Below are 20,341 nucleotides of genomic sequence, written 5' to 3'. Positions count from 1 at the left end.
TCATTTCTTCAATCGTTCTAATAAATCGCGCATCTTCGCCACATAATCGGGAAAGACCGTCTCAGGCGCCATGCCGGGCACCTGCAGCTCCGGACGCCACTTGGTTTCCCACTCCAGCGAGTAGCTGCCCGCGTAGCCCGCGCGCTCCAGCGTTTCCACGACGGAGGCGATCGGAACCTGTCCTTCTCCGATCCGCGTATACTTCCAGCTGCTGCGCAGCGGATCTTCGAACGGGACGCCGTCCTTGACATGGACATGAACGCACTGCGCCCCGAGCAGCGCCACCGTCTCTTCCGGCTGCTCGCCTTCTTCTAGCGGATGGATGATATCGTAGATAACGGCGCAGTTGTCGCGCCGGACGTCGTCCAGCAGCTTGCGGAGTGAGCGGCCGGTGGCGAACTCATTGTGCGTCTCGATCCAGATCGGCACGCCAAGCGGAGCCGCGTCGTCGCAAGCGGACGCAATATGCGCGACCAGCGCCTCGTATGGGATGGCCGGCATGTCCTGGTCCCTGCGTTCGGTGAAATAACCGAGGAAAACGCGTACGCCCCCGGCCTCCAGGTCGTGCGCGAGCCGCACGGATCGCCGCAAGTTTTCGAGCTGGGCCGCGTCATCCGCAAGACCGGCGAGACAGACGCCCGAGGCGATGTCGGTCGCCCGCACGCCTGCCCGCTCGAAACTGCGAAGCGCCGACCTGCGCGCCTCCGCCGTCATTTCCGTGGATATTCCCCAGGACGCGCCTTCCCTTAGCTCCAAACCGCCGAAGCCCCAGCGGACGGCAAGCTCAAGCATTTCGTCCAATGTCCGGCCTTCGCAGGGGAGCGTGCTGAATGCCAATCGATTCATGCCGCACCTCTCTTTCATTTCCGTCGCTTGCGATCGGTCATGTAGATTATGGCAGGGCCAGAAGGGTGCACGCCTTCCATTTTCCGCGCTTCTTTTGAACATTTCCGAGAATCCGTGTACGATAAAAAGAAGAGAACGAGACGCAGCGGAGGTCTTATGCCCGAGTATCCGATATACGGCTCCAAAGAAATGCTGGACGACGCGTTTCCCTTCAAGATCGAGATCCGGCGGCCGCAGACGATGAACGACGTTTTGCATGCCCACGAGCACCTGCAGCTGTGCTATATGCGCTCCGGCAGCTGTCTCCACTGGGCGGGCGGACAGTGTCACGTGCTCGCCAAAGGCGACCTTTTCTCGATCCCTCCCTTTCAGGAGCACCGGCTGGAGCGGCGCGAAGGAATGGACTTCGTCATGTTCCAGGTCGACTTTATGCCCCACGCGATCCACGAGAGCCTGCGGGACTTGTCGAGCATCGAGACGTTCGTCGATTTCGCCTTTATCCGACCGCTCCTCGCGGAGGCCGACCTGCTGCCCAAGATGACGCTCACGCTGCCCGCGCAGGCCGTCGTCGAGAGCTTGCTCGATGTCATTGCGGCCGAGTGGGAAGAAAAAGAGGAAGGCTACCGGCTGGCGATCCGTGCCGAGCTGCTGAAGCTGCTCGTGTTGACCTGCCGGCAGTACAAACGCTATTCGAGCGCCGACGGCTCGCGCGAACGGCAGCAGGTCGTTTACCACCGCAAAGCTTTTTTCGAGACGATTGCCTATATGGAGTCGCATTACGACGAGGATCTTCATCTGGAGGACATGGCGGCCAGGGCGCTCATGGCACCGTCGTACTTCAGCAATCTGCTCAAGCTTGTCAAAGGCAAATCGTACATCGAGCTGCTGTCCGCGCTGCGCATCTCGGCGGCCATGGAGCTCTTGCTGGGCACGGACCTCAGCGTGACCGAGATTGCGACGCGGGCGGGCTACAATCATATCAGCCATTTCAACCGTACCTTTAAAAAGCATACCGGGCTCACGCCGGGCGACTACCGCAAGCATCAAGCCTGATTCCGGCCGCCTTCGGCAATCAGATCGTTCATGTTTTAATGACATCCTTTATATTCGCGCCGGCCTGCCTCTCTTATAATTGAAACAAAGCTTGAGCGAGCAGCGAATCGGAGGATGCGGACGATGACGAAATTGAAGGTCGGATTGCAATTGTATACGCTAAGGGACGAGCTGGAGCGGGATTTCGAGCAAACGATGCGGCGGGTGGCAGAGATCGGCTACGAGGGCGTCGAATTCGCTGGCTATTACGGCTACGGCCCCGAACAGCTGCGCGAGCTGCTCGACCGGCTGTCGCTGAAAGCGGTCAGCACGCACGTGAACGTAAACCGGCTGCGCCATCATCTGGACGAGGAGCTTGTCATGAGCGAGGTCCTCGGCAACCGATTCGCCGTCTGTCCGGGGATCGCCGAATCGGAGCGCATGCCCTTGCCGGAGGCTGCCGCCTTTTTCGAGGCTTGCGGCGGGCGCTTCGCGGAACAAGGAATCTCGTTCGGCTTCCACAACCATTGGATCGAATTTACGGACGCCTACGAGGACGAGCGCTGGTTCGACGCGTTATTCGGCCGCACTTCCGCCGACTTCTTGAAGAGCGAGCTCGACGTATGCTGGGTCGCGCACGGCGGCTGCGATCCGGTCGAATATATTCGGAAATACGCGGGTCGCGTACCCCTGATTCATTTCAAGGACATGCGCAAAGCCCCCGATGGCGATATTGAGACGGTCGAGCTCGGACGCGGCGACATGGATCTGCCGGCCGTGCTCGCAGCTGCCGAGACAGCCGGTACCGAATGGCTCCTCGTGGAGCAGGACGATTGCGCCGGTTCGGCGCTCGAGAGCGTACGCATCAGCAGAGAGTGGCTTCGCGAACGCGGATATTAACATAGAAAGGCCGCTGACCGCGCACATTTTAACGCCACGATGCACCATTCGGGAGAGGAGATCCGCCATGTCGAACGATCAGCAGCTTCGCGCTGTTCCGCTGTACGTCGGCATGGCGCATCACAAGAGACGCTCTCGTCAGCCTGTCCAGCAGCTGGACACGTACGTGATCCGGCTTCAGACGAGCGGCACCTGCGAGGCGCTGATCGACGGCGCATTCAACAAGATTGTGCCGGGCGACCTGCTCGTGTTCAAGCCCGGTGATCCGTACGAGCTGATCCTGAGCGACAACAGCATCGATTATTACGCGATCTGCTCGGGTTCATGGATGGATTGGTGGTGGCAGCGCTTCAGACCGCCGCAAAAAACGGCCGTTCCGCTCGACGACGACCTGCTGAACTTATGGAGCCGGCTTGAGCGGGAGACGCTGCGGTCGGGCAACGCGCCAGGCGAGCTGACGGACTACCTGCTGCGTGCCTTCTGCCTGTCGCTGCAGCGGCTGTACGAGACGGCCGGTACGGAAAAGGCCCCTACGCCCGCTTATGTCGCTTACAGCATCAAACGTTTCATCGATCTGCACGCGGCCGAGGCGCTGACGCTTGAGCAGATCGCGAGACACGCCGGGGTCAGCGTATCCCGCACCGTATCGCTGTTCAAGCGCTGCTTCAACCAATCGATCATGAGCTACGCGATCGAAGTGAGGCTCGCGACCGCCTGCGAGCGCATCCGGCACACATCCATGTCGCTCGATGCCGTCGCGGCGTCCTGCGGCTTCAACAGCTACACCTACTTCCATCGACAATTCCGCATGCGCTACGGGCTGTCCCCCCGCCGATACCGGGAGGAGCAGCAGAAGCGCGCGAGCTTCCCGACTTAAGCATTCATGCGCGCCCTTTCTCGGCATTCGGCCGAGAAGGGGCTTTTTTGCATTTGCCATCACGTTTCGCACACTTTCAGCAATCGATCAGCTTCGGCTCACCTTTCCTTCAGCCCGCGTTCAAGATCGATTCAGTTCCCTCCGCGATAATGAATCCCGTACAGCAAACAGCGTCTTCATATCGACAGGGAGTGATTGCCATTAAACGCCTGAAGCGAAAAACCAAAATCATTGTATCCGTCGTCCTGGTCCTCGCGACGCTCGGAACCGTCACGTATAAGCTCGCCGACCGATATTTGATCGAGCACGTGGAGGTTCGGGTAGCAAGTGCGCAGACTTCGTCGAACATATCGAACTTGTCGGCCGGGTCCGGCACGGCGACGACTTCGAACGGCTCGACCGGCGGCTCCGCGACAGACTCGTCTGCTTCGACGCCCGGCTCAACGTCCGGCTCGTCGACGGCTTCGAACGGCGCCGTTCAGTCCGACGACTGGAACTACGAGAGCGATAACGAAAAGATTAGCATCCAAAAGGTGCAGAAGGGCTCGGGCGACGACCTGATCACCTACTATGTCGCGGACGTAATCCTCAAAAACGGCACGAGCATCCAGACGGCGTTCGCCAAAGACGCCTTCGGCACGAATATCACGCAGAACACGTCCACCATCGCTGGCAACCACGGCGCCGTATTCGCCATCAACGGCGATTACTACGGCTTCCGCAATGACGGCGTCGTCATCCGGAACGGCACGCTCTACCGGGACGAGCCGGCGCGCGAAGGGCTGGCCTTGCTCTCGGACGGATCGATGAAGTCCTACGACGAGGAAGGGGAAACTTCGGCTTCCCTGCTGGCCGAGGGCGTGACCAACACCTTCTCGTTCGGTCCGACGCTCGTTCAGAACGGCGTGGCCGTAGACGACTTCGACAACGTCAAGATCGACACCAACTTCGGCAACCGCACGATCGACAGCGCCAACCCGCGGACGGGCATCGGCATGATCGCCCCGAACCACTATGTATTCGTCGTCGTGGACGGCCGCTCGTCGGACAGCAGAGGCATGACGCTGAATGAATTCGCGGACCTGTTCGCCGAGCTCGGCGCCACCGAGGCTTACAACCTGGACGGCGGCGGCTCCTCTACGATGTATTTTAACGGCAAGGTCGTGAACAATCCGCAGGGCAAGGAAAAAGAAAGAGGCGTAAGCGACATCATCTATCTGCCCGAATAAGGGCTCACGACAATCTCGCCGAGGAGGCACGACTATGACGATTTTAATTCCTTCCTACGAACCCGACGAGCGGCTGCTGGGGCTGATTCATGATCTGAGAGAGGTCACGGATACGCCGATCCTGATCGTGGACGACGGCAGCGGGGACAAGTACAACGGTATTTTTCAATCGGCCAGGGAGGCCGGATGCACCGTTCTGAGGCACGATGACAACAAAGGCAAGGGTACCGCGTTAAAAACAGGCTTCAATTATATCAAGCGCACGGGCGATGATACGGACGGCGTCGTATGCGCGGACAGCGACGGACAGCATCTGCCCCACGATATTATGCGGATCGCGCAGACGGTTCGCACGCATCGGCGCCATATCGTGCTCGGCAGCCGGCGGTTCACCGGCAAAGTGCCGCTGCGCAGCCGTTTCGGCAATTCGGCCACGCGAATGGTGTACGCTTACGCGACGGGCGTGCCGATCCGGGACACGCAGACCGGGCTGCGCGGCTATTCGACCGACATGCTCGACTGGCTCTGCCGGGTGCCCGGCGACCGGTTCGAGTACGAAATGAACATGCTTCTCGCCTCCAAACCGGCGGGATACGCGACGGTCGAGGTGCCGATCGACACCGTCTACTTGGACGACAACAAATCCTCTCATTTCCGCCCGCTCGCCGACTCCGCACGCATCTACTTTCCGTTTCTCAAATTCGGCGCATCGTCCGTCCTGTCGGCCGTGCTCGACTTCGTCCTGCTGTTCCTGCTGCAGTGGATGACGGCGAACCTGCTCGTCGCAGTCGTCGGCGCCCGCGTTGTCAGCTCCGCCTTCAACTATGCGATGAACCGCAAATACGTTTTCGGCGGCCAGCGAAAAGGCGTCCGCCGCTCTCTCCCCCGTTATTATGCGCTGGCGGCCACGATTCTGCTCTTTAATTACGTGCTGCTGCATTCGTTCCACGAGACGATCGGCATGCCGCTGTTCGCCGCCAAGCTGCTGACCGAAGCCTCGCTGTTCTTGTTCAGCTATTGGTGGCAGCGGAGATACGTATACTAAACGCTGCCGCCGTCGGCGGCGCGGTCAGACTTTCTCTCGTGATGGCGCCGCATCAGCATGAACTGCTTGGCCATATAGCTCGGCGTGTAGGGCATGTCGTTGCGGAGCCAAGAGACGATGGTGCCGATCAATGCGGAAGAACCGTACCAAACGACGATATCCCGCTGGACGCCCAAGGCGGCGAGGTCCGCCTCCGCTTGCGGGCTGTCGATCCGCTCCACGACCACATCCGTCAGCAGCTTTAACATTCGCTCCGTAAAAACCGTCGCCCTTCTCGTAGCGAGAATGACCTTATAGAACCGAAAGTGCTCGGCGATATGTTCGAGGAGGTTCACCATCAGCGGCCACTCTTCGTTTCGTGCGGGCGTCTGGAGCGAGTTCGGCGATTGCAAAATCGCGCGAATGTCCTCGATCATTTCGTCCGCCATTTTCTCCATCATGTCCGGAATGTCCCGGTAATGCAGGTAGAACGTCACCCGGTTGATCGTGGCGCGTTCGGCCAGTCGGTTCACCGAAATTTTCTCGACGTCCATCTCCTCCAGCATTTCGACGAACGCGTCCCGCAGCATGCGGCGCGTGCGAACGATGCGCGGGTCGGTGCGCGGCGTGGCATGAGTCATGTTAACCTTCCTTTCAAGATCCGCCGGTTGGACGACAGTTTCTCCTCGTTCTGTCTATTTTAAAGAATCTAAACGACGAGCGTCCGTTTTCATGCGAGTTAATTTACATTCCATCGATTACTGTCGATTGCAAACCTCGCAGATCCGGTTAAAATCTAATTTATGCCGTGTTAAGTATATTACACAGTGTAAATTTAGTCCACCTTGGACTTGAAAGGGATGGGGCAGTTGAGTAAAACCTTGGCTGTAGAGAGCGGCTCGCTTAAAAAAGGGCCGATTTTGTTCATCATGATTCTGGGGGCTTTTCTCGCTACGCTGAACCAGACGATCATGAGCGTGGCCACGCCGGAGCTGATGAAGGACTTCGATATTTCGGCGACTACGGCCCAGTGGCTGACGACCGGGTACATGCTGGTCAACGGCGTTTTGATTCCGATCACGGCCTTTTTAATGCAGCGCTTTACGACGCGGGAGCTGTTCCAGGCTTCCATGATGATTTTCCTGGCGGGCACGATCGTATCGGCCGTCGCCACCGGCTTTCCCGTGCTGCTGGCGGGACGCCTCATACAGGCGGCAGGCGCCGGCATTATTATGCCGCTGTTGATGAACGTCATTCTCACGCTATTCCCGCCGAACAAGCGCGGCGCCGCGATGGGCATGGTCGGCTTCGCCATCATATTCGCGCCGGCGATCGGACCTACGCTCGCCGGATACGTCCTGGAGAACTTCCCTTGGGAAACGATGTTCTACGGCATGCTGCCGTTCGTCGTGCTCGTCATCATTCTGGGCTTTATTTATCTTCGCAATGTGTCGGAGCGGGCATTCCCAAAAATCGATTTGCTCAGCGTTCTGCTGTCCACGGTCGGCTTCGGCGCCGTACTGTTCGGCTTTAGCCGGGCAGGCAGCCTCGGATGGTCGAGCTCGGAAGTCATTACGTATCTGATCGCGGGCATCGTCGCCCTGGGCCTCTTTACATGGCGTCAGCTGGCGTCCAAAAACCCGCTGCTCGAACTTCGCGCCTTCAAGTACGATATGTTCACGCTGACGACGATCATCAACATCGCCGTCACGATGATGATGTACGCGGACATGATGCTGCTGCCGCTGTATCTGCAGAACGCGCGGGGCTATACGGCGCTCGAGTCCGGCCTTCTGATGCTCCCCGGCTCGCTCCTGATGGGCTTCATGATGCCGATCACCGGCAAGCTGTTCGACCGCTTCGGCGCGAAGTGGCTGTCCGTCATCGGCATGGCCATCACGATCGGTACGACGATCGGCTTCATGAACTTGACCGACTCGACCAGCTATACCTATCTGGTGCTGATGTCGACGGGCCGCCGAATCGGCATGGCGATGTTCCTGATGCCGATCACGACGGCGGGTCTCAACCAGCTGCCGCCGAAGCTCGGCGCCCACGGCACGGCGATCTCGAATACGATCAAGCAAGTCGCCGGCGCCATCGGCACCTCGCTGCTGGTCACCGTCATGACGGACCGGACCAAGACGCATTACACGGAGATGGCTGCCGCCGGCGGCACCGATCAGGCGCATATGTCGATGGAAGCGATGATTCAAGGCATCAACGACGCATACCTGGTCATCGTCGCGATCGGCGTCGTCGGACTGCTGCTCTCCTTCTTTATCAAGCGCAAGGATCACCCGCACGAGGTCAAGGATCTGTCGGCTCGGGCGGATGTCAAAGTACAGGAAGCTTGATAGACGGCCACGATTGCTATTATGCAAAAAGCCGGCCCCGCACATGCGGGGCCGGCTTTTTGCATAATAGCAATCTATGAGAAACCGTCCCTCCTATTGAATGATAAAATGCAGACATAAAGGAGGCTGCAAGCCTATGGGACGCGTAATCCTGCAAATGAATGTGACGCTGGACGGTTGCTGTGACCACAGACAGGCGATTGCGGACCAGGAGCTCCACCAGTATTCGGAGGATCTGATGGACCAGGCCGATGGCGGGCTTTTCGGACGCGAAACTTACCAGCTGATGGAAAGCGCCTGGCCGGCCATTGCCAGCAGCGGCAAAGGACCTCCATTTCTGGTCGACTTCGCACGCAAGCTCGATCGGAAACCCAAGTACGTCTTCTCGAGAACGCTGGATCACCTGCCGTGGCAGAACTCATTTTTGCTGAAGGGCCCCGTTTCCGAGGAAGTGCCGAAGCTTCTGGCGGAAGGGAAGACCCTGCTCGTCAACGGCGGTCCCGGCCTCGGTTCTACATTGGCCCAGCTGGGCTTGGTGGACGAGTATCACTTCCTGGTGCAGCCCATCGTTGCCGGAGACGGCCCCCGATTATTGGGGGGAATTCACGATCGGCTGAACCTGAAGCTGACCGAGACCAAGCTTTTCGGCTCCGGCGTCGTGGCGCTCCGCTACACGCCGGCTCGTTAACGAACGATAACCGGCAATCCCATAAACCAGCGGCAGTCCGGGACTTTAATTCCAGTCCTCGGAGGCCGCTGGTTTTTTATACAGAAGTCAGCCTGAATCTTTCCTTTTTCGAACGGTTAAAGCGGGTAGAAACTTGTATACGGATCTTCGTTATATAACAATCGGTAAGGAGTCGATCCCATGAAAAATCATAAAACCGGAAAATCAACCTGGGGATGGTACGCGGTAAAAGTATTGTACGAAGCCGTCATAACCGGCAATCCCGATCCTGAAACGATAGACGAAAATTACGCCAATACACATAAGACATTCGAAGAATGCCTTCTCTTGGTTAAAGCGCAATCGCCGGACCAAGCGTATACAATCTCCGAAAAGAAAGCCAAGCAAAATGAAATGGATTACCAAAATCCATACGGCGAAACGGTCGACTGGAAATTCGTCCGGGCTTTAGATTGTTTCATCTTATTTGATGAAAATCTGCAATCGGGCACGGAGTTGTATTCGCGATCTTTGCGCGTACCCCAAGATGTCCCTATCGAGACCGTCATCGCTCACTATTATCCGGAAACGGTGCACGAGCATGTCGTCGATCACAACTTTATTCTGAGAAATAGCCTCTTCAATGCGAAGCCCCGTTCCCCTAGCTAACCACATGCCGCGTGCCGCTCCACTTGTCGTGAAAAGGCACGCGCCGGCGGCCCAGGACGCAGCGGATCACGTGGATGCCGAGCCAGACGTTCATCGCGAACAATCCGACGGCATACGGGATGAGGACGAGCGGCGGAAAATCGCGGACGGCAACGATCGGATAGGTCAGGTTGATGCCGCCGGCGAGCAGATAGAGCAAGCCATACCGTACGATAAGCTCCCGCAGCGATACACGCTCCCCCTTCCCGCGCACGCGGATACGAACGACCCATTTGCCGGCCGTCCGGCCGTTCGTCGCATAGGGAATGACGATAAAATAAACGATGACGACGAAGCCGAAGACGTAAAGAATCGGCAAACGCAGCATCCCCAAAACGGCGCAGACCGGCAGCAGCAAGCACCAGTCGATCCCGGCGGCAATCGCTCTTCGGGTATAGCTCACCCTTTTCAGCGATAGGTCAACCTCTGCATCCAGCCGGTCGATTCGGGGCAAACGGTTTGCAAACCATTGCGCCAATACATATCCCACCATCCCCCCGACCGTATTCGTGATCAGATCGTCGACATCGAACAGCCGATACGGATAATCGAAGATGCCGAAGATCCCCGTCACCTGCGTCGTCTCGAACAATAAGGACAAGCCGAAGGACAGCAGCAGGCAGCGAATCCAATGCGCGCTGAAGTAATAGCGGAGGAACAGCCCGAACGGAACGGTCAGCAGCACGTTAAACGCCACCTGGAGCACTGCCCGTTCGCCAAGCAGATGCAGGTACGTCGACGGACGTTCGATCGAGACGCCGGTCTCCCGGACGATGTCGGTCAGGAAGTGGAACGGGATCCATTGGAAATACGAGCCCGCATCCGGCGACACATTGTGGATCGTAGGCGGCAGCGGCAGCAGGATTAAAAACACCGCGTTCAGCAGGTAGAGCAGCAGCAGATACAGGACCAACGCCCGCAACTTGTGGACGTAGCCATGGCGCCGGTACTGCACGACCAGGAATGGGACGGTAAAAATCGCGGCTGCAATCGGAAAGCTTAAGAATGCATTGGAAATCGGAAACAGATAAGAGCCGATCATGAGCGAACACCTGCCATTTACATTTTCAGGCTTAACTATAACGCATTCCGGTTTCGAACGCCCCCGCTTCAGGTCGATTGCAAAGAATCGAAACCATTTATGTGCGTGTTAATGCTTGCTTGCTTACGCGTTGCGAATAATCAGCAAACATGCCAATTTCGTCCGACTATGCCTAATGATAAGTTAGTTTTGCGCCAAACGGGACGACGAGCTCGGAGAAGCGATAACGGCTGGCGACTTGCGCGAACAAGGGGGTGGCGGATGGAGACCCGGCAAACCCGAACGGATCGGATGTGACGGCAAATTTGGAAGCGTTATCAAAGCGTCAACAAATCGAGGAGGGATACGATGAAAAAGGTAGTATCGCTGATCTTGCTCTTGCTTCTGCTGACGGATGCAGGCGCCGCCTTCGCCGCGCCCAAGATCAATACGTTCGAGCGGCCGGCCAGAGGCAGCGCCTACACGCTAAGCCAGTGGGCGCTCGACGGCTGGAGCGCGCCGTGGGACAACGGCATGAGCACACGAACGTGGATCGACGGCTACAACTTCAACCACTCCGGCGGCCAGTCGCTGCGCGTCTTTTATCCGCAAGGCCAGATCGATCCGCCCAACTCAGGCGCTCAGGCGCCGTTTGAGGTGACGCCGGGAAGAGAGTATTACTTGTCTTATTGGGTTCGCTTCAGCAGCGATTACAGCTGGGGAACGACCGAGTTCGCGGGTAAGCTAGGGCTTGGGTTAGCTGGGGGCGGTGCGTGTTCGGGCGGAATTCCATGCACGGGCTACAACGGCTTCACCTCGCGCATGATCTGGCGCAGCGGCGGGCAAGCGGCCATATATTACTATCATATGGACGATGCGGGGCAGTACGGAGACTACGCGGTGCTTAAAAACGCCAACGGCTCGGACATCTACTATCCGAAGGGCACCTGGGTAAACATCGTCCAGCGCCTCAAGGTCAATACGGTGACGAACGGCAACGCCAATCCGGACGGCGAGATCCAGATCTGGTACAACGGCGTATCGGCGGCGAATATCACGGGGTTGCGCTTCGTGCGGAACGCGGATCTGGTGGATAAAGCGTACTTCTCCTCGTTCTTCGGCGGCGCGACGTCTTCGTTCGCGCCCGCGAACGATTCGTACGTATGGTACGACGACTTGAAGGTGTCCACGAACCGGTCGGAAATATGCGAACTCAGCACGGGCGGTTGCTTCACGCGCACGTTCCAGGCGGAGGACTATACGTCGATGAGCGGCGTCATGAAGGAGACGACGCCGGATACGGGCGGCGGACAAAATGTCGGCGGCATCGACAGCCAGGACTGGATCGCGTTCAGCAACGTGCAAATTCCGAAGACCGGCACCTATCTCGTGGAATACCGGGTCGCGTCCCCTAACAACAACGGCAAGATCTCGCTCGATATCAACTCGGGCGCAACCGTGCTGGGCGAGATTAACGTGCCGAATACCGGCAGCTTCGCAAGCTACCGGACCGTTTCGCACGTCGTCCAGATCACGGCCGGCACCTACCAGTTCGGCCTCTATGCGGTCACGGGCGGCTTCGATATCAACTGGTGGAAGATCACGCAGCTGTATTGACCGTTCTGAAGTGGGCAAGAGGAGACGGCGAATCGCCGTCTCCTTTTGTTAGCATGCCCCTCGCAGGCAGATCGCCAGAATATACGAAGCCTACTTTACGTTGCAAGCTATTTTATAAAATGTCTCGGCATTCGTGCCGAATAAGGCATCGCGATCTTCCTGCGTCCAGTCTTCCGGAACGAAATCGAAGGCTGCCCCCAATATGTCCTGATAAGAGGACGACTCCAGGCAAACCGGCCAATCGCTTCCATACATGACCCGATTCGGACCGAACGTCTCCAGCACATGGCGGACGTACGGCCGGGCCTCTTCCAGCCTCCACTGGCGTCCGGGCTCTGCGGAGAAGCCGGATATTTTGGCATAGATTCCGTCGTGACCGGCTAATTCCGCGATTCGTTCGCTCCAGGGCGACCAGGCGCCTCGATCATCGATCTCGGGCTTGGCCAAGTGATCGATGACCGCGCGAAGCTTCGGTATGCGCTCGGCCAGGCGGATGAGGTCGGGGAGATGACGCGGGCGCGCTTGAAGGTCGATCGGAAATTCGGCATCCGACAGCAGCCGAATGTTCGCCGCGACCGCATCCTGCAAGATCCAGCCATCGGGGAGATCCTGGATCATCGGACGTATGCCGACGAATAACGGGTGCGCCCGCAACTTGACGAATTCCCGTTCCATCTGCGGATCCGTCAGGTCCAGCCACCCTACTACGCCGGCCAGCGTCGGCTCAGCGTCGCTCAAGCAAAGCAAATAGCGCGTCTCCTCCGTCGAAGGAGCGGCTTGAATGGCGATCGTCGCATCGAATCCGTGCTGTGTTAATAACGGCTTAAGCGCCTCGGGCCCATAGTCCCGGTATAAAATGCCTTTATCCGGCGCCAGCCATCCATAGTCCGTTCGCTCGATCGACCAATAGTGCTGGTGGGCATCGATTCTCATGTCGTCCTCTCCTTTATGTGAGAGTATAATCCAGGATCCGTACGCCAGGCCATATACGAAATTCTTTTTTACGATGCCTCTTCCTGAATCCCGTCCATGCTGCATGCAAATAACGTCCGCAAATCATACGAAACAAGCCGACTCCGGCTAAGTGCCGGAACCAGCTTGTCCGTCGAGCATCGGCGTGCAATTTTGGGCAGCCCTTTATTATGCCTGCCTTGCAGCCTTCAATTTCTCGAGCTCCGACTGAATCTCGTCCCGCTCCGACCATTCCGCCAGATTGACCGACGGACGGCCCGTGGACAGATGGGCTTCGGCTCCCGCTTCCCATCTCATGACCTTTTGTTCGATGCGTCCGAACTCTCTGGAAATTTTGTCGGAATCGCTGTAGGGAACGGCTTTTACGGTCTCCCGGATTGCCGCCGCGGCGTTGGCGCGAGCCATCAGGAAGGAAAGCTTGTTGTTCAGCTCGCGATGCAGCTTCTGCAGCCGTTCGATCTCCTGCCGCAAATTCGCCGTCTGATTGCGGATGACGTCGCGCTGCTCGAGATAGGTCTGCAGCAGCTTTCCGTGATGCAGCTTCTCCTGCAAAGCCAGCGCAGCGATATCGTCCTGGCCGCGGTCAACAGCCAACTCGGCTTGCCTTGCGCGCTTGTCCGCGATCTGTCCCGTCTGCGCCACGAGCAGATCGTACTGCTGCTCGGCCGCGATCTGGGTCGCCAGCGCGCTTCGGGCGCGGTCGATCTGCTCTTCAAGCTGCCTGATGTAATGACGAGCCATGCTGATCGGATCTTCGATGCGGTCCAATACCCGGTTTACGTCCGCGGTTGCGATATCCTTCATTCTCGAGAAAATTCCCATTTTATCGTTCCTCCTTATATTGGCTGCGTTCCCACTCGTCCAAAAATTGGCCGCGGCTCACGCTGGTTGTATACGTCGACGGTACAGCTTCTTGCACAGAGGCTTCGAAAGCTTTGTTTTTGTTGATTCTGCGCGTCAGCCAGATGACAAGGGCGACGACGACCAGGCCCCAGAACGGCGTGAGCAGACTCATCAGAGAGACGGCCGCGATCAGGGCGCCTGCCCATCTGAGCAATCCCTTCGCTTTGAAAAATACGACGGCGCCGACAGTCAGCATGACCACACGCAAGACGGTCAACACGATCGGGAAGATGCCGACAGCTTGTTCGACCGGCGATGACGGCTGCCATCCGCGACGACCGAACCCGTGGCCCCAAGCCTGCTGATGGGCAACCGCCTCGTGATGGGGAATCCCGAGCAGCTTGGCCACGAGAATCGCGAACAGGACGATAAGCGAGCCGATGGCGATTCCCTTAAGTATTGAAGCGCGTTTCACGTTCTCACCTCCTTCTCTCACCGGTTGTTCCGGTAAGACAAGGATAGCCCGCCAGGCTGAAAGCCGCGTGAATGCCAACTGATGCTTGGTTGAATTCCTACTGAAAATGCGCTTAACGCCTTGCCATGCCGCCGATAAGAAATGAAATGCGCTTTGCTCGTAATTCCTGCAAAAATACATCTATTTCCGCCATATTGGACTATTAACAGTCGGATAGTTGCCGAAAGGCATCTAATCTCACCATGCAATGCAACCGGATTCCCGGTACGTTACTCACATTTACCTGCATATTTGCATGTATGTGATCAAGCGTCGCCGTTGGGCAGAAAATACATGTACTCCTCGAACGATCAATAGAAAAACACCGCCGGCAGCCTATAAGGTTGCCGGCGGTGTTGCGTAGCATGCTTACTGATATGTGTTAAGCGCCTCGATCAAGCGAATGACGACCGTCGCCGCTTCGGCGCGGGTCACGGTACCGTCCGGCTCGAAGCGCCCGCCGGAACGGCCTTTCATCAGGCCGTTCGACTGAACCGCGCGTACGGCGCTTGACGCCCAAGCCGGGATACGCGTATCGTCGGCAAAGCCGGGTGCGGCGGCGGCAGCGTTAACATCCGCAGCGGTATCGCCCAAGGCTGCGGCGAGCATCACGGCGAGCTGCGCACGGGTCAGCCCGGCGTTCGGGCGGAGCGTGCGATCCTCGTAGCCATGCAGGATGCCGGCTTTTACCGCCTGCGCGACGGCCTCCGCCGCCCAGTCGCCGAGCTGGTCGCGGTCGGCGAAGCCCGGCACGTTGTCCGCCTGCCCCTCGGGCTGCAGCGCGTTCATCAGCATGACGCTGAATTCCGCGCGAGTGACGCTTTGATCGGGCTTAAACGTGCCGTCCTCGTAGCCTTTGACGATGCCCGCTTTCACTGCCGCCTGAATGTCTGCGCTCGCCCAATGCCCTTGCGTATCGGTGAATGCCGCAGCCGGCGACGCGCTCACGGCGAACACGGCAAATTTGGTGAGATGGTCGGACGCGACTTCGACGGCGTTGCCGCTTACCGTCCCGCCCATCTCGATCCATTGCTTTTTCGATTCGTCGTAATAATGGATGGCAGGCTTCCGGCCTTCGCCGATCTTGTCCGGATCGAACGTTAACCGGATCGTAATCGGCACCGCGAACTTGCCCTGCTCGCTCTTGTCGATCTCGTAGATTGCACTGGCCGCAGGATCGCCATCTTTCAACAGCTGCGCGATGACGGCCGTATCGTCCAGCTTGACGACTTTGTAGGTCGCAGACCGGTTTAACGCGCCAACCGGTACGGATACGGTTACTTCCTGGCCAAGCGACAGCGAGGCGGCCTCGCCGGGCTGCACGAGCTTCTCCGCCTGCTTGGCCGGAGACGGCGTAGGTGTCGGTACATAGCTAGGCGTTGACGTTGGTGTTGGCGTCGGAGAAGGCGAAGCGGAAGGCTCAGGCTCAACATCCGACTGGATGCTCATCATGACAAAGCCGTTGTCGGACTTAAACGCAATCTCCTCGCCGTTCCAGCGGACCTTGGTCGCGCCCGGCGCGTATACGACGGCTGTCAGGCTCTCGAACGCGCCTTCATCATCGTCAGTGAGATCCAGTACGCCGCCCGAGAAGCTGGTCTCCGGTCTCGCCTGATCCGCAGTCCCTTCCTTCCCGTCGACGAAGTAATATTGCAGGGCGCCGGCTGTCTCGGCATCCGCATTATAATAGAAAACTTGCTCGCGGCCGTCCTTCAGCTTCACTTGGATCCGCCCGTCCTCCGTCTTGCCGACGGAAGCGATGGCGCTCTCCCCGGCATACGGCTCCAGCACGCTGACGAATTGCGCGCTCTTCGCCTGGACGCGGTTCACCAGCGTCGGCGTATACAAATCGGTCGCATTGCCCGGTCCGGGCGCTTCGCCCACGATCATCTGCATCGGCGCGTCCGGCGTGCCGGTCAAGCTGAACAGCTTCAACCCGTTGCCGGACGGCAGTTTCCATGCGCCCTCCCACTCGCCGGATACGTTCTGAGACTTGCCGTTTCGGAAAAAGGAGTACGCATCCTTCGTGCCGAGCGGGCCCGCATATGGCGCCATCACTTGGTCCGTCGAGAAGTCGCCCATGCCGTGCAGCACCCAATCGTACTGGCGCTCCGTATCGGAGGCGACGCTGAACAGATCGATCAGGTAGTCCTTCGTCACCGCGACGGTGCGTTCGTACCGGTCCATGCCCGCGTAGGCTTTGCTCGATGTATTGGTCATGATGCCGAGCGGCCCCGACTGCAGAAACAGCTTCGTCGGCTCGTAGGTTTCCGTCCCGTTCAACGTCGGGATCTGCTGCGTATCCCCGTCGACCAGCACCGTATTGTGCGCGAACGACTTTTTATAATAAGTCTCGTACATCGAATTGCTGTAAGGCGGAATGCCGAGATCCGGCGCGAGACGCTCGCCCTGGCCGAAAATCTCTAGATGCAGCTTGTCCGGGTGGCCGTGATAACCGCCGTGCAGGCCGTAATCGACCAGCGCGTACAGCTGATCCTCGCCTTCCCCGGCGCGCAGCACCGAATGGCCGAGTCCGGTGAAGTTCATGCTCTCCGCGGACAGCGATCCGCCGCTTGGGACAACCTCCGCACCATAGAAGACCGCCTGCTCGCCGGCGATGCCCGAGGACGTGTCGCCCGGCACGACGAACCCGCCGCGCACGCGCCCTTTGTCCGTATAGAGCTTGCTCAGCAGCGCGCCGTATGACGGATCCCGATAATGGGCGTAGACGGCCTCGTAGTCCATCGGCACGACCCGTCCCGGCGCCGCGAGACTCGTCGGATACTTGCCCGAGTCGTTGCCGTTGATGATGCCCAGGTCCGGGAACGCATATTGCAGCGTCGCGTCGTACGTTTTCTTGAAGTTCGGATTGGCGAACAGATCGTAGCCCATGCCGAGCAAGGCCTGCGCATGGTCGAACAGCGCGGACTGCGCGTAAAAATGGTACCCGATCGCGCCCTCGTACCAGAAGCCGTCGGACAGCACGCTGTTCGCCATCTGGAAGTTGAAGCCGCTTCGGCCCTCGACCGAGAAGTCCATCAGCGTCTTGTCCTCCAGAAGCGCCCCGATCGTGCCGATCGCCGCGTTGTGCCACGTCTGCCAATTGGACTTGCCGACGTCGTAGCCTTGCAGCGTCTTCGCCGACGGCGCGAACAGGTTCTGCTCGATGTCGTACTTCTCCGCCGCGCTCAGTAGACCGCTCGGCTCGATGAGATCGTAGGCATGCGCCAGCTCGATGATCTGAACGGCTTCGTCGAGCGATTGATAGTAAATTCTGCCGTTCAGCGGCTGCAGCGGATAGCTCGGATACAGCGCCGCATAATGCGTCAGAATTTCCTTGGCCTTCGCCGCGTACTTAATCTCGCCGGTCAGCGCGTAGACAAGCGCGAGATTGCGCGCGGCCTCGATGTTCACCGTATGGGCGGTGAACCGCCAAGCGGCGTCCAGGTCGTCGCCCGTATGCCAGGTGCCGTCGGTCGGGCATTGATGCGTATGCGGCTTGTCGTAGTCGAAGACCAGCGGCGTATCGCCGCACACGTAAAGCGTGCTCTCGCCGCCGGGTTTGGACGGGTAATAGACGGTTTTATTCACCCATTCATCCGCCTTGAGCCGGATCGCGGACAAATAATCGGATGCCCAGCCGTACGACTGAATCTTGGTCCTGGCTTCGGCAAGCTGATCGGCGGACAGCATCACGTAGGGATGCAGCTTCGTCGCGGTCCGCGGCGCACCGACCTTCAGATTCAGCTCGATCGTCGTATCCTTGCCGCCCGCGAGCGGATGGACATTCAGCACCGCCCTGCGCACAGCGCCCGCCTGCGCGGAAGCCGGTACCTTCACCTGCACGTCGACGTCCGTCTCGGCCCCGTTCGCCACGACGGCGGTCGTCGCCGGATAGTCAGTATCGTAGCCCGCGCCCATCGCCGTCTTCAGCGACAGCGCATACGCGGTCGATTCGCCGCCGATGTTTTTCAGCGAAAAGGCGTAGTGAACGTCGCTGGCCGGCAGCGCGCTCTTGTCGATCTGCCGGATCGACGGCTCGATCGCGTTTTTAGCGAGCGCCATCGCATCGAAGTACAGCTTGTCGTCCGGACTCGATACCGGGTCCGAATCGTACCAGCGCGGATGGAGAACGACCTTGCGGATATTCTCGAGCTTCGCGCCGCCGTTGGAATTGAGAAATTTGTTAAACGGCAGCTCGATCTTCTTCCAGCCCGTCCAGTCGACGAAAAAAGAGCTCATGAAATATTCGTTGCCCGGATTCGCGTCGTCGGGCGTGCTGATGATGACATATATTTTTTTGTTGGAAATGCGATCCGAATACAGCCAGAACTCCAGCTGGTCGTTCGTCTTCCACGGCGCGGTCGTCACGTCCGTGATATCGATCGGGGAAGTCGGGTCCGTCCATCGGCCCGAGTAGCTCCCGAGTACGGCCGGCACCGCCGACGGTGTCGTATTCGTCCACCCCGCGAACGTCTCCGTATTGCCGATCTGAAGGCTCGAGCTGCTCGACAGATCGATATCGTAGGCGTAGCTCATTTCCTCGCTGACCTTGCCCTCGAAAGCCGCCTTCGTCGTGATCGTCTGCGAACGGTCGACGAGCAGCGGCGCCGTGTACGGCTTGAAAGCCGCATCCACGCCCTCGATCTTGTATGAGATCGCTGCGCCTTCCGTAGCCGAGCTCAACGCGACCGTTTTCGGTTCGGCGTACGTTCCGGCACCCGGGCTTGCCGTCACGTTTTCCACGAAGTCGCGGTAGACGAACGTATAGTTATAGGTCGTCTCCGCGCTGTCCGTCCCGGCGAGAGACGATTTAACCACAAGCGTCGTATTCTCGGTCAGCACGAGCGGCGCTGAATAGCGCTGAAAATCGCCGTCGACGCCAACCCGCTTGTAGTAAACGCCCGCAAGCGCCGAGGGCTTGGTCGCGCTGGACAAGGTCACCGTCGTCTTGTTGACGTACTCGCCCGACGGCTTGTCCGCGACGGCCGGATAGACTTCGCCGGTCCCCGTCAGACGGAAGTCGTCGAGGTACATGCTTAAGGTCGGATCGAGCGTCGTGCCGCCGACGCCGGCCTGATCGAGCCGGACGTAGTCGAGCGATCCCCAAGCCTTGACGCTTGCCGAGCTCGTCTGCGTCTTGACGACGGACAGCGGGATCTCGACTTCCTTCCAGCCGGTCCAATCGAGCGGCAGCCGGTAGTAGTAGTACTCGCTGTCCCCCTTCATGAAAAACCGGAGCTGGATGGGCTTGTCCGCTTGGTCGCCCGTCCGGGCCTTCAAGTTGTAAGCCCAGAATTTCAGCGTGCTGTAGCCGTTCAGATCGACGCTCGGCGCGAGCTTCGGATAGATCAGCGCCGCGCCCGCGATGTAGGCCGTCGGGTTCGCGGCATCGACGTTGATCGCAAGCAGCCACTTCTTGGAGCCCGTGCCTTCCTTGATATAGGCCGGGTCGACATTCGGGACGAGCGCGACGCCCGCCGTGCCGACCGTATCTCCGGTGGCGTTGGTCGCCGAATCCATGGCGTTCAGCTGCTGCGCGTAGGGGACGATCAAAGGCGAGTCGCTCCCGCCGGCCGCCTCCGCCGCTTGAGGCGGCAGTGCCGCGAGCGCGCTCGAGACGAGCAGGAGCGCGGCCATCGCGGCCGCGAGCTTCTTTTTCAACCTGAGTAGAGTCATGCTGAACCTTCCTTTCGCGCCTGGGGGTATGGCAAAGCCCCGCCGAATCGTCCAA

General features: G+C 58.9%; 16 protein-coding genes. 9 read left to right on the top strand and 7 right to left on the bottom strand.

Annotated features, from left to right (window positions below; genetic code table 11):
• Positions 1 to 846 (bottom strand): sugar phosphate isomerase/epimerase family protein, encoded by an 846-nt coding sequence (locus tag ACFSR7_RS33470; protein ID WP_378168990.1) that lies wholly within the window; start codon positions 844 to 846, stop codon positions 1 to 3.
• Positions 847 to 1,002: 156 nt separating this feature from the next.
• Between ACFSR7_RS33470 and ACFSR7_RS33465 the strand changes: the two genes are divergently transcribed.
• The 5 genes from ACFSR7_RS33465 to ACFSR7_RS33445 all read left to right on the top strand — a co-directional run bounded on the left by ACFSR7_RS33465 (position 1,003) and on the right by ACFSR7_RS33445 (position 5,929).
• Positions 1,003 to 1,899: an AraC family transcriptional regulator gene (locus tag ACFSR7_RS33465; protein ID WP_378168989.1), complete on the top strand. Its 897-nt coding sequence runs from the start codon at positions 1,003 to 1,005 to the stop codon at positions 1,897 to 1,899.
• A gap of 123 nt (positions 1,900 to 2,022) precedes the next feature.
• Positions 2,023 to 2,778 carry a sugar phosphate isomerase/epimerase family protein gene (locus ACFSR7_RS33460; protein ID WP_378168988.1) on the top strand — a complete coding sequence of 252 codons (756 nt, stop codon included), beginning with the start codon at positions 2,023 to 2,025 and terminating at the stop codon, positions 2,776 to 2,778.
• Positions 2,779 to 2,845: 67 nt separating this feature from the next.
• Complete coding sequence (locus tag ACFSR7_RS33455) at positions 2,846 to 3,655, top strand: AraC family transcriptional regulator (protein ID WP_378168987.1); 810 nt, start codon at positions 2,846 to 2,848, stop codon at positions 3,653 to 3,655.
• Between the two features lie 191 nt (positions 3,656 to 3,846).
• The gene (locus tag ACFSR7_RS33450; protein ID WP_378168986.1) at positions 3,847 to 4,884 is read left to right on the top strand and encodes a phosphodiester glycosidase family protein; all 1,038 of its coding nucleotides are present in this window, start codon (positions 3,847 to 3,849) and stop codon (positions 4,882 to 4,884) included.
• Between the two features lie 34 nt (positions 4,885 to 4,918).
• Positions 4,919 to 5,929 carry a GtrA family protein gene (locus tag ACFSR7_RS33445; protein ID WP_378168985.1) on the top strand — a complete coding sequence of 337 codons (1,011 nt, stop codon included), beginning with the start codon at positions 4,919 to 4,921 and terminating at the stop codon, positions 5,927 to 5,929.
• Here the strand turns inward: ACFSR7_RS33445 and ACFSR7_RS33440 are convergent.
• Entirely contained in the window at positions 5,926 to 6,549 is a 624-nt protein-coding gene (locus ACFSR7_RS33440; protein WP_378168984.1) for a TetR/AcrR family transcriptional regulator, read from the bottom strand. The genes ACFSR7_RS33445 and ACFSR7_RS33440 overlap by 4 nt on opposite strands.
• 288 nt (positions 6,550 to 6,837) lie before the next feature.
• Between ACFSR7_RS33440 and ACFSR7_RS33435 the strand changes: the two genes are divergently transcribed.
• The 3 genes from ACFSR7_RS33435 (at position 6,838) to ACFSR7_RS33425 (ending at position 9,601) form a co-directional block, all read left to right on the top strand.
• Positions 6,838 to 8,265 carry a DHA2 family efflux MFS transporter permease subunit gene (locus ACFSR7_RS33435; RefSeq protein ID WP_378169035.1) on the top strand — a complete coding sequence of 476 codons (1,428 nt, stop codon included), beginning with the start codon at positions 6,838 to 6,840 and terminating at the stop codon, positions 8,263 to 8,265.
• Positions 8,266 to 8,401: 136 nt separating this feature from the next.
• Positions 8,402 to 8,953: a dihydrofolate reductase family protein gene (locus tag ACFSR7_RS33430; RefSeq protein WP_378168983.1), complete on the top strand. Its 552-nt coding sequence runs from the start codon at positions 8,402 to 8,404 to the stop codon at positions 8,951 to 8,953.
• Positions 8,954 to 9,133: 180 nt separating this feature from the next.
• Positions 9,134 to 9,601: a DUF4288 domain-containing protein gene (locus ACFSR7_RS33425; RefSeq protein ID WP_378168982.1), complete on the top strand. Its 468-nt coding sequence runs from the start codon at positions 9,134 to 9,136 to the stop codon at positions 9,599 to 9,601.
• Here ACFSR7_RS33425 and ACFSR7_RS33420 read toward each other — a convergent pair.
• Positions 9,594 to 10,682: a VanZ family protein gene (locus ACFSR7_RS33420; RefSeq protein ID WP_378168981.1), complete on the bottom strand. Its 1,089-nt coding sequence runs from the start codon at positions 10,680 to 10,682 to the stop codon at positions 9,594 to 9,596. The genes ACFSR7_RS33425 and ACFSR7_RS33420 overlap by 8 nt on opposite strands.
• 348 nt (positions 10,683 to 11,030) lie before the next feature.
• On the opposite strand from ACFSR7_RS33420, the gene ACFSR7_RS33415 reads away from it, so the two are divergent.
• Positions 11,031 to 12,278 carry a carbohydrate-binding protein gene (locus tag ACFSR7_RS33415; protein ID WP_378168980.1) on the top strand — a complete coding sequence of 416 codons (1,248 nt, stop codon included), beginning with the start codon at positions 11,031 to 11,033 and terminating at the stop codon, positions 12,276 to 12,278.
• Positions 12,279 to 12,368: 90 nt separating this feature from the next.
• Here ACFSR7_RS33415 and ACFSR7_RS33410 read toward each other — a convergent pair whose 3' ends face one another.
• From ACFSR7_RS33410 to ACFSR7_RS33395, 4 genes are all read right to left on the bottom strand, one after another.
• Positions 12,369 to 13,211 (bottom strand): amidohydrolase family protein, encoded by an 843-nt coding sequence (locus ACFSR7_RS33410; RefSeq protein WP_378168979.1) that lies wholly within the window; start codon positions 13,209 to 13,211, stop codon positions 12,369 to 12,371.
• 207 nt (positions 13,212 to 13,418) lie between these two features.
• Positions 13,419 to 14,072 (bottom strand): PspA/IM30 family protein, encoded by a 654-nt coding sequence (locus ACFSR7_RS33405; RefSeq protein WP_378168978.1) that lies wholly within the window; start codon positions 14,070 to 14,072, stop codon positions 13,419 to 13,421.
• Between the two features lies 1 nt (position 14,073).
• Positions 14,074 to 14,568: a hypothetical protein gene (locus ACFSR7_RS33400; RefSeq protein WP_378168977.1), complete on the bottom strand. Its 495-nt coding sequence runs from the start codon at positions 14,566 to 14,568 to the stop codon at positions 14,074 to 14,076.
• 408 nt (positions 14,569 to 14,976) lie between these two features.
• Positions 14,977 to 20,286, bottom strand: a complete 5,310-nt coding sequence (locus ACFSR7_RS33395) for an S-layer homology domain-containing protein (RefSeq protein ID WP_378168976.1) — start codon at positions 20,284 to 20,286, stop codon at positions 14,977 to 14,979.
• Between the last annotated feature and the right edge of the window lie 55 nt (positions 20,287 to 20,341).

The sequence above is a fragment of the Cohnella sp. GCM10020058 genome, from assembly GCF_042683485.1.
GTDB lineage: Bacteria > Bacillota > Bacilli > Paenibacillales > Paenibacillaceae > Cohnella.
The sequence above is the reverse complement of the archived record's forward strand: the minus strand, read 5'-3'. Positions and strand labels throughout refer to the sequence as shown.